Source organism: Rothia sp. P4278, assembly GCF_048512945.1.
In the GTDB taxonomy this organism is placed as follows: domain Bacteria; phylum Actinomycetota; class Actinomycetes; order Actinomycetales; family Micrococcaceae; genus Rothia.
The window spans coordinates 58283-71744 of sequence record NZ_JBLXXU010000004.1; the positions used below are offsets into that span (position 1 = coordinate 58283).

The 13462-nt window shown below is 60.1% G+C and carries 10 protein-coding genes and 1 riboswitch; of the genes, 6 read left to right on the forward strand and 4 right to left on the reverse strand.

All coding sequences use genetic code 11. The features are described 5' to 3' along the window. Positions 1-24: 24 nt before the first annotated feature. Both ACN085_RS08425 and ACN085_RS08430 read left to right on the forward strand, forming a co-directional pair. Positions 25-2388, forward strand: a complete 2364-nt coding sequence (locus tag ACN085_RS08425; protein WP_419111235.1) for a Tex family protein — start codon at positions 25-27, stop codon at positions 2386-2388. A gap of 100 nt (positions 2389-2488) precedes the next feature. Then, a complete protein-coding gene (locus ACN085_RS08430) occupies positions 2489-3328 on the forward strand; it encodes an aldo/keto reductase (RefSeq protein ID WP_419104366.1) in 840 nt (279 codons plus the stop codon). A 99-nt stretch (positions 3329-3427) separates the two neighbouring features. Here ACN085_RS08430 and ACN085_RS08435 read toward each other — a convergent pair whose 3' ends face one another. Both ACN085_RS08435 and ACN085_RS08440 read right to left on the reverse strand, forming a co-directional pair. Further along, positions 3428-4741 carry an MFS transporter gene (locus tag ACN085_RS08435; protein ID WP_419104367.1) on the reverse strand — a complete coding sequence of 438 codons (1314 nt, stop codon included), beginning with the start codon at positions 4739-4741 and terminating at the stop codon, positions 3428-3430. A gap of 103 nt (positions 4742-4844) precedes the next feature. After that, complete coding sequence (locus ACN085_RS08440) at positions 4845-8531, reverse strand: SNF2-related protein (RefSeq protein WP_419111237.1); 3687 nt, start codon at positions 8529-8531, stop codon at positions 4845-4847. 154 nt (positions 8532-8685) lie between these two features. Continuing rightward, positions 8686-8812, forward strand: a riboswitch (SAM riboswitch). A gap of 35 nt (positions 8813-8847) precedes the next feature. On the opposite strand from ACN085_RS08440, the gene ACN085_RS08445 reads away from it, so the two are divergent. Together ACN085_RS08445 and ACN085_RS08450 are read left to right on the forward strand one after the other, a co-directional pair. Beyond that, positions 8848-9048, forward strand: a complete 201-nt coding sequence (locus ACN085_RS08445; protein WP_419104369.1) for a nuclease PIN — start codon at positions 8848-8850, stop codon at positions 9046-9048. After that, positions 9045-9476 (forward strand): plasmid stabilization protein, encoded by a 432-nt coding sequence (locus ACN085_RS08450; protein WP_419111238.1) that lies wholly within the window; start codon positions 9045-9047, stop codon positions 9474-9476. Before ACN085_RS08445 ends, ACN085_RS08450 begins: the two co-directional genes overlap by 4 nt. 30 nt (positions 9477-9506) lie before the next feature. On the opposite strand, the gene ACN085_RS08455 is transcribed toward ACN085_RS08450, so the two are convergent. Then, positions 9507-10280: an SDR family NAD(P)-dependent oxidoreductase gene (locus ACN085_RS08455; RefSeq protein WP_419111239.1), complete on the reverse strand. Its 774-nt coding sequence runs from the start codon at positions 10278-10280 to the stop codon at positions 9507-9509. 163 nt (positions 10281-10443) lie between these two features. Here ACN085_RS08455 and ACN085_RS08460 point away from each other — a divergent pair, with 163 nt between their 5' ends. After that, entirely contained in the window at positions 10444-12165 is a 1722-nt protein-coding gene (locus ACN085_RS08460) for a DUF6350 family protein (RefSeq protein ID WP_419111240.1), read from the forward strand. An 81-nt stretch (positions 12166-12246) separates the two neighbouring features. Here ACN085_RS08460 and ACN085_RS08465 read toward each other — a convergent pair whose 3' ends face one another. Then, complete coding sequence (locus ACN085_RS08465) at positions 12247-12654, reverse strand: hypothetical protein (protein ID WP_419099946.1); 408 nt, start codon at positions 12652-12654, stop codon at positions 12247-12249. A 125-nt stretch (positions 12655-12779) separates the two neighbouring features. Between ACN085_RS08465 and purN the strand changes: the two genes are divergently transcribed. Then, positions 12780-13349 (forward strand): phosphoribosylglycinamide formyltransferase, encoded by a 570-nt coding sequence (gene purN / locus ACN085_RS08470; RefSeq protein WP_419099945.1) that lies wholly within the window; start codon positions 12780-12782, stop codon positions 13347-13349. The last annotated feature ends 113 nt before the right edge of the window (positions 13350-13462 follow it).

A 13462-nucleotide genomic window follows, 5' to 3' on the forward strand; every position in this document is an offset into this window, starting at 1 on the left:
TGTCTTAATGAGAAACTAGAAACTATGACAAGAGCAGGTGAGGCAGAACTTTCCCCCATTGAGCAGCGGATTGCCCAGGAGCTGGGCGTCCGGCCAGAGCAGGTGATAGCGGCTCTAGCCCTGCTCGATGACGGCGCTACCGTCCCCTTTATCGCCCGCTACCGCAAGGAAGCGACCGGTGGGTTAGACGATACCCAGCTTCGTACCCTTGCTGAGCGGTTGCGTTACCTGCGCGAGCTGGAAGAGCGCCGGGTAGCCATCGTCAATACCCTGCACGAGCGGGCTGTCCTGACCGAGGAACTAGCCCGGGCCTTGGCGCTGGCACCGACAAAGAACGAGCTAGAAGCCCTCTACGCCCCGCACAAGACCAAGCGCAAGACCCTGGCTTACCTAGCACGCGAAGCCGGCCTGGACTCTCTGGTGGAGGACCTGCTAGAAGTACCCTTTGCCCCCACCGCAGATATTGCCGATGCCTACGTTGAGCCGGAGCTTGCAGGCGCTAAACCCGGAACCGTAGAAGCTACCGTCGCCTCCGTTGAGAATGCCCTGGAGGGTGCCCGTGCTCTGCTCATTGAACAGGCCGTGAGCGACCCCACCCTGGCAGAGACCCTGCGCCAGCGCTTTACTCGCAGGGGTGTGATTACCTCCCGGCTCATTGCTGGACAGCAGGAAACCGGCGCTAAGTTCAGTGACTACTTTGAGTTCAACGAAGAAATCCGGCGGATCCCCTCCCACCGGGTGCTGGCCCTGTTCCGTGCGGAGAAAGCCGGGGCCGTCAAAGTCAATATCGATGTAGATGTTCTGCCCCCGCCCAAGAGCCAGCTCAAGGGTGCGGCCCGCGAAGCCGCCGAGATTCTGTCCGAGGAATACGAGCGCGAGCGCGGCTGGTACGAACGCACCGTAGCTGAGGCCCTGGGCATTGGTGCCCAGGTACTCAACACTGTCTCGGATGAGCAGATGGTGCTGGGCTGGCTGGCCAAGACGGTGCGGCTGGCCTGGCGGCAACGGCTGCTCCCGCGTCTTGCCAGCCAGGTGCGTACTCAGCTCTTTGAGCAGGCCGAGAAGGATGCCATTGCCGTCTTTGCCTCTAACCTGCGCGATGTTCTGCTAGCCGCCCCGGCCGGTTCCCGCCCCACCCTGGGACTGGACCCCGGCCTGCGGACCGGGGTTAAAGTGGCCGTGGTGGGTGCTACCGGCCAGGTGCTGGAGACCGCCGTGATCTACCCGCATGCCCCCCGCAACCAGTGGGAGGCCGCCCTGACCACCCTGGAAGAACTGGTGACCCGGCACTCAGTAGAGTTGGTTGCGGTGGGTAACGGCACAGCCAGCCGGGAAACCGATAAGCTGGCCGGCCAGCTCATTCAAGGCCTGACCGCCGCAGGACACCGGGGCGTTCAAAAGGTCGTGGTCTCCGAAGCCGGGGCGTCAGTCTATTCCGCCTCAGAACTGGCCTCGCGTGAACTGCCCGGGTTAGACGTCTCCTTGCGCGGAGCCGTCTCCATCGCCCGCCGCCTGCAAGACCCCCTGGCCGAGCTGGTCAAAATTGACCCCCAATCCATTGGCGTGGGCCAGTACCAGCACGACGTCACCCCGGCAGCCCTGACGCGCTCACTAGATGCTGTGGTAGAGGACTGCGTGAACGCGGTAGGCGTGCTGGTCAATTCTGCCTCCCCGGCTCTTTTGGCGCGGGTAGCTGGCCTCAATAAGACGATTGCCGAGAATATTGTGGCCTACCGGACCGAGCACGGCCCTTTCACCTGCCGCCGTGACCTGCTCAATGTACCCCGCCTGGGGCCTAAAGCCTACGAGCAGGCCGCTGGTTTTGTGCGCATTGTGGGTGGGAGCGAAGCGCTGGATGCCTCCGGGGTTCACCCCGAGTCCTACCCGCTGGCCCGCACCATCGTGCAGGCCGCCGGTGGCTTGGACGGTAGCCGGGTGCCCTCAGAAGCCCTCAGCCAGCTTGACCCCCGTAACTTTGTGACCGAGAGCGTGGGCCTGCCCACCGTTACCGATATCTTTGCTGAACTTAGCGCCCCCGGGCGCGACCCCCGCCCCTGCTTCCGCACCGCCGCCTTTGCTGAGGGCGTGGAAAACATCAAGGACCTGGCCCCGGGCATGATTTTGGAGGGCACCGTCTCGAACGTGGCTGCTTTCGGTGCTTTCGTGGATATTGGGGTTCACCAGGACGGGCTGATTCACGTGTCGCAGATGAGCGAAAACTTTGTCTCAGACCCGCACACCATCGTCCACTCGGGGCAGATTGTGCAGGTGCGGGTGGTGGAGGCTGACCCTCAGCGCCGCCGTATTTCGCTTTCCCTGCTTCTGGAAGATACCCGATCGGCTCATCGTGGGCGGGGCGCCCAGCACAAAGGTAAAAAACGTCCCTGAGCCTAAGATCTGGTTCACCACTACCGAACACTACTAGCCGGGAGCCAGATCACGGGCATACAGTGGGAGGTAGCCAACCCCCCGCGAAAGGATACCTTCCATGACTTCTGCACCCCGTCTAAGCTTTAACGACGGCAAGACCATTCCCCAGCTAGGCTACGGTGTCTGGCAGGTAGAGAACGACGTAGCCGAAAAGGTGGTGGGCCTGGCCTTGGAAGCCGGTTACCGTCACATCGACACCGCCAAAATCTACGGGAACGAAGAAGGCACCGGCAAGGCTATCGCGGCTTCCGGTCTTGCCCGCGAGGAAGTTTTTGTGACCACCAAGGTCTGGAACGACGAGCAGGGCTACGAGCAGGCTATGACCGCTGTGGAGGCATCCCTGGAACGTCTGGGCACCGACTATGTTGACCTGCTCCTGATTCACTGGGCTAAGCCTTCTCAGGGCCTCTACGTGGAGACCTGGAAGGCCCTGATCGAGCTTCAGAAGCAGGGTAGGGCTAAGTCGATTGGTGTGTCCAACTTCCCCGAAGAACAGCTCCGCGAGATTATCGCCGAGACCGGGGTGACCCCGGCGATTCACCAGATTGAATTGCACCCCTACTTTGCCCAGGAGCGCTTGCGCCAGGTGCACGCAGAGCTGGGGATTATCACCCAGGCCTGGAGCCCGCTGGGTATGGGTAACCGTTCTGGCCTGCTGGAAAACCCTGTCATTGGTCAAATCGCTCAGGCTCACGGCGCAACCCCGGCACAGGTTATCCTGGCCTGGCATCGCGCTCACGGCATTGTGGCTATCCCTAAATCTGTGACCCCCGAGCGTATTGTCTCTAACTTTGAGTCACTGAAGGTCACTCTTACCGATGATGACATCACCGCCATTGATGCGCTCTCTTCTGCCGAGGGACGCATCGGCCCCGACCCGGCAACCATTGACTTCTAAATCGGCCCGTTACATCTAACACCCGCCCTTTCTCTCTTGCCCCCGGTGTATAAGTCCGGGGGCAAGAGATAAAGGGCGGGTGTTTGTTAGACCGCTGGGCTAGACGGAGGGAATTTGCCGGGTATCAGGGACCGGCTCAGGCACATAGCGCCATAGGGCCGGCACACGCACCGTCGCCAGGGCAATCGTGATAATCACCAGAGCACCACCCATAACCGCCGTCAGTGGGGCACCCATAGCCTCAGCCGCAAACCCCACCCCAGCGGTGCCCAACTGGGGGCCACCGACCACGGTAATAATGAAGAGCCCCTGCATCCGGCCTCGAATATGGTCGGGGGCAGCCGTCTGAATAATGGTAGAACGGTAGACCCCGCCCAGGGCATCGGCCCAGCCCATAAAAGCAAGAGCAAGCCCCGCCAGCGAAAGTCTCAGGAGGCTCTCGCGCACCGAGGCCCCCTGCCCCTGGCCGTCAAAAACCCAGGCAATCAGACCGAAAGCTGTAAAGCCCAGCCCCCAGCCTGCATAGCTCAGAGTCAAAAAGCGGCCCTGGCGCGAGAGGTCTTTGAGGAAACCCGAGAAGGCAATACCTGTGAGAGCCCCGATAGGGCCAGCCGCTAGCAGGAACCCTGCCCCTATCTCACCGCCACCAAAGGACAGGGCAGCAAGCGCCGGAATAATAGGGCGGGCCTGGGCAAAGAACATACCCAAAAGATCCACGAGGAAGGACATGCCCACCACCTGGTTACCGCGCACAAAACGCAGGCCCTCAGCAATGGACGACAGGCCGCCGCGCCGTGGTTGCTCGGCGGTGCCCTCAGGCTTCATGGCCGGGAGCCGGTAGAGCGCCCAGATACCCACCGTCATAGCCAGAACATTAATGGAATAAGTCAGCTGATAGCCCAGAGTCGCCACCAGAACACCACCAAGAATGGGGCCCAGGCTCATGCCCAGGGTACCCACCGACATCATGAGAGTATTGGCCGCTGGCAGTAGGCGGGGCTTGACCAGCCGGGGAATAATGGCACCGCGAGCTGCCTGGTTAATGGGCTGAAACAGGGATTCGGCGGCAATCAGAGCATAGAGCACCCAGACCGAGTGGATATTGAGCCAGGAATGAGCGGCCATGAGCGCGGTCAGCACCCACAAGCTCAGCGTCGCGGCCAGGGCCACCTTGCGCCGATCATAGGTATCAGCAATAACCCCGCCGTAGAGGCCACCCAGAACAAGCGGCACCAGCGCCACCAGGCCAACCGCTCCTACTGCCGCCGCCGATGAGGTCAGCGCGTAGATTTCCAGCGAGATAGCAACACCGGTAATGGAGTACCCCACGGTGGAGAAAATACCGCCCAACCAGATTCGCCTCAAGGCAGGGGAGTAGCTCAGAGGGGTCAGATCCATCAGCAGTTTAGCCACCCCTTATTCTCCTTTCGTACCCTTGTCCTGGTGCCAGATACACAGTTTCCTGCTCAACACGCGCGGTACCCCCGCATCTGGAAGGAAAGCCCGCACCGGTTACCTAGCTGGTGGGTTCCGCGTCGGTAAGCAGGTCCCTGATTTGTGCCGCCGTGAGCTGGGAGGAAAAGAAGGCACCCTCATCAACAACAGCATCAAAGAGGGCGGCCTTGGACTCTTTGAGTTCCATGACCTTATCCTCAATCGTCCCGGCGGAAACCAGGCGGTAAACCATAACGTTCTTAGTCTGCCCGATGCGGTGGACCCGGTCCACAGCCTGCTGTTCGGCGGCGGGGTTCCACCAGGGGTCCATGATGAAGCAGTAATCGGCGGTGGTCAGGTTAAGCCCAAAGCCACCAGCCTTGAGCGAAATGAGGAAGACCGGGGCGGCGCCCTCTTCAAAGGACCGCAGGAGCTCGCCCCGGTTGCGGGTTGAGCCGTCCAAGTAGAGGTAGGGGATGCCCAACTCTGCGAGGCGGTCGGCAATCTTGCGCAGGTAGCCGGTGAACTGGCTAAAAATGAGGGCCCGGTGCCCGTCGTGAATGATCTCGGGCAGGTTCTCTGCCAGGTAGTCCAGCTTGGATGAGTCCACCTGAGCGTACTTTTCGGGGTCAATCAGTGAGGCATCGAGCGCCAAACGGCGCAGGGTGGTGAGGGACTGGAAGATAGTAAAACGGTTCTTGTCCATATCCTGTAGCAGGCCCAGAATCTTCTGTCGCTCCCGTTGCAGGTGGGTGTCGTAGGTCTTGCGGTGAGCCGGGGCCAGTGGGACGTCAATGCGGGTGTCTGTCTTCTCAGGTAGGTCAGCGGCCACAACTTCCTTGGTGCGCCGTTTCATGAGTGGGCGGATCCGGCGGCGCAGGCGGCCCAGAGCTTTAGTTTCCTCGCCCGATTCGATGGGAGTAGCGTAGGAATCTTTAAAAGCGCGGGCGGAGGGGAAGAGCCCCGGCGCGGTAATGGAGAACATGGACCACAGTTCCATGAGGTTGTTTTCCATGGGGGTACCGGTGACCGCAATTTTGACGCGGGCCGGTAAGTCGCGGGCAGCCTGGTGGGCCTTGGTCTTGGCATTCTTAACGAACTGGGCCTCGTCGAGTATCAGTCCGTTCCAGGGCTGGGCGGTACCGAGAGAGTAGTAGCTTTCCTCATCGAGTCTAAAGAGGGCGTAGCTGGTCACCACAACCTGCGCCCCGGCAATGGTCTTTTCCAGGGGGCGTTTGGATTTACGGACAGATTCCTCGACTCCTACCACGGTCAGCGAGGGCGCAAACTTCTTAATCTCCCGTACCCAGTTGGGCACAACGGAGGTGGGAGCAACTACCAGGAAAGGTGCCATCTGCTCCCGGCGCTCGCTGGCTTGCTCGGCGGCGTGCACAAAGAGCGCAATGGTTTGCAGTGTCTTGCCCAGGCCCATATCATCGGCTAGCACGCCACCCAAGGACTGCTCCCACAGGAAAGTAAGCCACTGGTAGCCCTCTACCTGGTAGGGGCGCAGGGTGGTGTGCAGGCAGGCGGGTACTTCCGCCAGACGGTGGTGTTCGAGGTTAAGCAGGGCGCTGACCTGCTCGTCCCAGGCGGTGACGGTGTGGGTTTCGGCGGCGAGTTCTTCGAGTTCTTCCCACAGGCCTACCTGATGGCGGTTGATTTCCAGGGGTCCTGTCTTATCGGTGAGCTGCTGGGCTTCACGGAGCAAGTCTTGTAATTTCATGAACTCGGGCCGGTCCAGGGCAAAGTACTGGCCGTTGCCCAGGAGCAGGTGAGTCTGGTTTTTAGCCAGAGCGGCCAGGATGTCGGCAAAGCCTACAGTCCATTCACCGACCTTGATGGCGATACCCAGCCCGAACCAGTCTCGGCGGCGGGTGTCATCAACGGTCACAACAATGTCTGGGGCCTGGTCGAGTTCCTTGAACTCTGGCTGTGGCCCCCGGACCTGAACCCTGACCCCGTCAATCTTCTGGTAGGCGGGTAGGTAGGTTTCGAGCAGGGTTCGGGTGTCCCAGTTTTCGGTGATGTGCTTGGTAAAGGGCACACCGGGGCGGATTCGCTTGACGTCTTTGAGTACTCGATATTCGTGGGCTGTGTCGCGGATATCGGCGCGGTCTTCCCCGGGGTAGCCCAGGGCATCGAGCACGATGGTTTCGTCGTCGGTGCCGGTGGGGTTGGCGGGGTACTCCCAGTGCCAGGCGGTGCTGGCTCTAAAGGGCGGGCCGGGTTCACTAAAAGTGATGGTCAGAACCAGGGAGGGGGTGCGTACTGTGGGGAGCTCCAGCTTTTCGGAGGTGGTCGCTACCGGCAGGGCGCGGGTGAGGGCGGGGTAGAAGTCAGAGAAAAAGGCCGGTAGGTCTTTGGAAGGAACGGTGACCGGTTGACTGGACATCAGGGATTCGGCGACGGCATCGAGCGGTTCGTCCAGTGGAATAAGGACTAGCTCGGCTTCTGGGCTGAGCCAGCGAGGGCGGTGCTGGTGGGGCGCGGGTGCCTGGTGGGCCTGTTGAGTTTCTGGCTGGCCGGTGTGAATGGGGGCGCTTTCCTCCACATGGGCTAGTGCCGAGGGCAGGGCGGAGTCCCAGCGGGCGGCGGCGGCAGCTTCTACGTAATTAGCTTGGGCACTCCCACCCAGGGCGATTAAGCCCTGCCGGTTGGTGCCCATCTTGTGGGTGTAGCTTGCCGGAATGGTGTAGGAGCCCCAGCGGAGCAGGGGAGTGAGTTGGAGGGCGTCCTGGGAGCTGCCGCGTTCGGGGACGGGCGTGAGTTCCAGTTCTACCTGCGGGGTGTCGGCAATGACCAGCCCGGTTTCTTTGCCGTGGAGCAGAATGGGCAGGTTGATATCGTCGGCGGCCCGGAGCATCTGCCAGAGTAGGGATGAATCTACGGTGGAAAGCGATGCCCAGTCGCGGTGGGAGGTGTATATGGATTGGGAGCCGCGAATGACGGCGTAGAACTCGTTGAACCAGGTGGCGTGCTCAGCTAGCAGTCCGGTTCCGGCGGAGCCCGCGGCGTTTCCCGAGAACTTTTCCCAGCTTAGCCCGCCTTTAATCCAGCGGTCACGGGCACCCATCATCAGGGGGCGAGCTTCAACGGTGATGCGGGGTGAGCCGCTGCTTTTGGTCCAGCCATATTTGCCGGGGACGGTCAGGCGCAGGTCAAGGGCACCGGATACTCCGTGGTTGCGGTTGTCGTAGCCGGGGCGGGCGGCTAGGGAATGGGCCAGGGTACGCCGCCAGGTGGGTAGGGCGCTCTGGTCCGGGGTGCTGTCGGCGGGAGCAGGTTGCTCAAGGGGCAGGCTGTCTTGGGGGGCAGCCAGAGATGAGGCGGTGGTGATGCCAAATTTTTCGAGTTCCCGCATGGCTTCTGCGCTGGGTCGGGTGCGGCCGCTCTCAGTAGCGCGGGTGGTCCAGGTGCTTGATGAGGCCGTGAGCGCCCGCTTGGCTTTGGCTGAACGGTCGATGGCGGTCAGCATGAGCGCCACAGCGTGCTTGCAATTGTGGAGCACGGGGCAGGAACAGGTGGCAGAAAAGGAGTAGGAGCCTGCCGCAACTTGGGCCGGGAAAGTGATTCGGGTGCTGTAGGGCTGGGCTGTTGAGCCTGCTACCTGGCCTTCGAGAACCCGTTCGTTTTCGTCGTAGTGGTAGCGGATAACGCTCCCTTTCCGCATAGCGCCCTGCCCCCGGGTGTAGGTGGCTGAGCCCACCTGCCGAATAATGGCGGGTGCTGTGACTGGGATGTCGGGAAATGGTGCTGAATCTGCCACAAAAAACCTCACGCGTGCGGAGTAAATAGACCTAGTCTTCTAGCGTATCGCACGCTGATGAGAGCTGGCACCAGAAGATGAGAGGGAGGTCACGTTTTAAAAAACCTGGGCAAGAGTTTACAGGTGCCTGCGGTGTGAGTTATGGTTATACCAGCTTCAAGAGATTCAACTGTCAAGCTCCGACTTGGTTGAACGCCAACCCCATGTTCACGGGTGGCTCGGATGACGAAGCGGTCTTCATCGCGCATATTGGCGCTGTTTGGTGTAGACAAGAGCAAGTTTCGAAAGGAATGCGCACCTTAAGTGCAACGGCGATATGTCAAACACCCGCCCCCATGTCACTCTTCAAAAGAACAGGTCTGCAGCTGCTACGCCTGCCTGCGGTGGTTTTGTCGCTATCAGTATTCAGGACTATGCGCGTATCTCGAATGAGCGCAGTGAGTTCCTTAACTTCCTTCTGGCTCCTAACCCCAGCGGTATCCCAGCCCCTGAGTACGGTGCGCTGAAAGTTGCATGAGCCACGTCGGTCTGCTCCTTGATTCTGATGTCCTTGCCGAGATTCGCAAGGCTACCCCTCACCAGCAGGTTGTGAACTGCCTGCGCCGGAACTCCTACCGCACCATGTACGTCTCGGTGCTAAGCCTGGGCGAGCTTAAAGGGCTCTACCCCTACCCGGAGACTGAACGGTGGCTGGCTGAGCTGATTGACCGGTTTGGTGACCACCTCCTTGAGGTGGACACGCGGGTGTCTTTGGAGTGGGCCGGTCGTCATGCTGAGAGGCCCTTGCAGGCGGTGGGCTCTGAGTGCCAGGCTCCCCTGGCAAGGGCTGTTTTGGAGGGGCTGATGGCGGCCACAGCGACCGTCCACCGGCTTGAGATTATTTCGGGGAAAGCCGATGTCTACCGCACCTGGGGGGTTAGCGCTGTTAACCCTTGGGAGGACTAAGCAGGGAAGAGCACCCCCAGCCTGTGGATTCTAATAGTTCCGTGTGCGGGAAATCAGCGCCGCCACTGCCCTGCGGGGGATAATCTGCGAGATACCCGCGGCTACCTTATAGGGCAGGGAGGGCACACAGACCGGTTTGCCGGCATTGACCGCCGCTATGGCTTCGGTAACTACCTGCTGGGGGCTGAGCCAGAATACGCCCGGCACTTTGGGCTGTTCTTGCCCCATGGCATGGTGAAAATCCGAGCGGGTCAGGCCCGGGCAGAGGGCGGTTACATCAATACCTCGGTCCCGGTACTGGATATTTGCTGACTCTGAGGCAACCACCATAAACCGTTTGACTGCTGAGTAGGTGCCACCTGGTGTAAAGGCCGCCACCGATGCGACATTGATAACGCGGCCCCTGCCCCGTGGGAGCATGGCGAGGATTGCTGCGTGCATGAGCTGGAGGGGGACAGCTGCCAGGACCTGCACCTGATCCAGATGCCGCTGGGCGGGGGCCTCCTCAAAAGGCTGGCCCAAACCGAAGCCCGCATTATTGACCAAAATTTCCACCGGGTGCTCAGCCTGAGCTAGCCGGTCAACGAGTTTTTGAACGTCACCGGAAACCAGTAGGTCCGCGGGGATGACCTCAACCTCTACCCTGTAGGTTGAGCGGAGCTGGCCAGCCAGATTTTCTAGGGTCTTCTCCCTACGCGCGGTCAGCACCAGGTTATAGCCCGCTGCGGCGTACTGCCGGGCGAACTCGGCGCCGATGCCGGCAGAAGCGCCGGTGACCAAAACATAGGTGTTCTCGATACTCATAGGGACACTCTACTCCCCGGCAATATCGTCCGTTGTCTGCCGTGGTTGAGGTTATTTTCACCGCACCTAGTATTCTTACGGTTCGTGACCAGGCGTAGAGACAGGAAACATGACATGATGAAAGGCGATGAATACCACCGTGCACCCCAAAAGAACCTTTCCCATGCCCCTGTGGCTTCAGGGCGCCGTTGAACTTGCTCTGGTTGCCCTGGTCTCCTATATCACCGTTGGGCTCATGCTCACAGCGGTCTGGTACACCAACGGTTTTAATACCGATACCGTTGCCGGTGCCCTGTCCGTGGCGGGCCATATCTGGTTGCTGGTCCACGGTGTCCCCCTGAATATGAACATACCCGCGCAGGGTAGCTTTTCGGCGGTGTCTGGGACGATGAGCCTGGTCCCACTGGGCCTCACTCTTATTCCGCTGGCCCTGTGCTACAGGTCGGGTCGCAGGCTGGCCCGTGCTAGCTACGAGGGCCAGTTTTGGGAGCCTCTTGTAGGTGGCATGGTGGCCTACTCGCTGGTGAGCGCCGGCATCAGCCTGATATCTACCGATGACTATTTCACCACCTCACCGGTGCTTGCGGCTATCATTCCCCTGTGGGTGACTGCCCTGGGTATTCTTGCCGGGGGCTTTGCTGAGTCGCGGTCCCTAGCTGCCATGATTGGTGTGGATGCCGCCGACTGGGTCAAGAAGTTTAGCCAGTACTCACGCTGGGCTGGATCCTATATTTGGGCTATGGTTCGGGCTTCCCTGGTGGGGGTTATGGCTTATGTTGCCGGTGGTTCTTTGCTCCTTGTGACCAGTCTTTTTGTGCACTGGGACAAGGTGGTGGGCCTTTACCAGGCTTTGCACTCCGGGGCAGTGGGCGGCTTTGCCCTGACGCTCCTACAGCTAGGTTTGCTCCTGAACCTGGTGATTTACTCTATGGCCTGGAGCTCCGGCGCAGGCTTCTCCCTGGGCGTGGGGACCTCCGTAGGCCCCACCGGCACCAGCGTGGGCGTCATGCCCTCCCTCCCCGTACTGGGCGCTCTTCCGCATACCGCTGAACCCTGGGGCTACATCGGGTTGGCGGTGCCCCTGATTGCAGGTGCTGTGGGTGGCTGGTGGTTCTTCCGCGAGGGAGAAAACCACTTTGATGAGTGGCTTTCTCTTAAGATTCGCTTCCGCTGGATCTCCTGGCCGCTGTCCACCCTGGGCCTTGCCGCGCTTGCCTTTATTCCCTCCTTTATTCTTCTCTTCCTTCTGGGCTGGGCCGCTCACGGTTCCCTGGGGCTTGGTCGCTTTACCGAGGTCGGGCCTTCACCCTTGCTGTTCGGCGCTTGCGGTGCCCTTCTGCTGGTGCTGGGTCTGATAATCGGCCTGGGCTTGGCTCATCTGCTGGTCCGTGATAGCAGCCTTGAACTGGAGCGATTTGCCGACCAGAAGCCCACCCGTGCCCAGAAGAAGCAGGCTAAGGCCGAAGCCAAGGCCAAGCGTGTCGCTGAACGGGCAGAAAAGAAAAAAGCCACGGCAGCGGTCAGCGATCAGGGTGAGAAGGATGAATACCCGGCGGCTGAGGAAGAGGAAGCTTCAGAAAACAGTCCTGAGACCGAACCAAACCTAGCCCATTCGAACTCCCCGATGGACGCTCCCCGAGAACAGACCGATAGGGCAGATAAAGACTTAGCCGATGCTGAGCCTGAAACAGAGCCCGAAACGGACGACGAAGAAACAGAAAAAACTGATTCTGAGGCAGAGGCCCCTAAGAGCTTGGCCGATGCTGAAGAAAGGCAGGCGGAACCTACTAAGAAGTCCGCCCCCGTGGTCAAACGCCCTAAGTCCTTGCGCCGCCGTTGGAATCAGCAGCTTCAAGATCAAGCTGAGGAAGAACCCAGATTATAAGCGCATCAGCAGAATCTCTGCTCAAGAAGCCCCAGACCGCACACCGCGGGGCGGGGCTTCTCATACGGTGCCCAGGTGAGGCTAGTTACCCATCATCTGCTTGAAGAGTCCGTCGCTCATTTCTTGAGCACACTCCTGCTGGCGGGTAATCGTCAAAGCCCCTTGCAGACATTCTGAATAGGCAGAAGAGGCATCGGAAAAAATCAACTGGAGACCGGCCCCAAAACTGAGGAAGAGGGACCAGAGCACAATCATGACCATAAGCATGATGGAGAACCCCGGGAAACGCACCTTAACCATTTTGACCAGGGTCGTGATAGCACAGGCTACGGTCAGTAGCGCTAAGAGCAAGGTGGCAACAGCTAGGGTACCAGCAAAATAGGTGGTACCGACCGTAGCAACTATCAGGAGGAAGGAAGAACGCGACCAGACCTTGACTGATTCAAGGGCTGATTCGGAGTAGGGGGAAACCTGCTGATTCTCTGACATAAGCACCACTGTACAACCTCAGTGGACTTCATAGAATTTCAGAGGAGGATAGAACCCACTCATCCTGGCTGATTATCATGGACATGCCTCCATCGTTAGCCGTGGCGTGCGATACACTGGTGTTCATGCGCATTGTGGTGATGGTGTCCGGCTCGGGCACAAATTTACAGTCCATTCTTGACTCCCTTGCAGATGGTCAGCTAACCGCCGATATTGTGGCGGTAGGAGCCGATAAGCCCTGCCTCGGCATAGAACGAGCACAGGGCGCCGGGATTGAAACTTTCCTCCTAGAACCTGCGGACTTCTCCACCCGCGCTGACTGGAACCGGGCGCTGGAAGAAAAAATAGCGAGCTACGCCCCCGACTACATTGTTTTTGCCGGCTTCATGCGGATCGTCGATGCTCAGCTCGTGGAACGCTTCACCGGGCGCATCATTAATACCCACCCGGCTCTGCTACCGTCCTTCCCAGGAGCCCACGGCGTGCGTGACGCCCTGGCCCACGGGGTCAAGATCAGCGGCGTGACCGTACACCTGGTCGATGCGGGAGTTGATACCGGCCCTATCCTGGCCCAGGCCGCCGTTCCCCTTCTTGACGGTGACACCGAAGAGAGCCTGCACGAACGTATCAAAGTGCAAGAACGCCAACTCCTGGTAGCCACCATAGCCTCCCTGGCGCAAGAGCCCACCGCCTAACCCTAGTTATAGCCCCACTCGGGGCTGGGCCTAGGGTCGGGGCTCCAGATAAAGCGACTCACACTCAGGTAACAACCTGCCGGTCCCCTCGCCGGCATACGAAACGGAGAAGA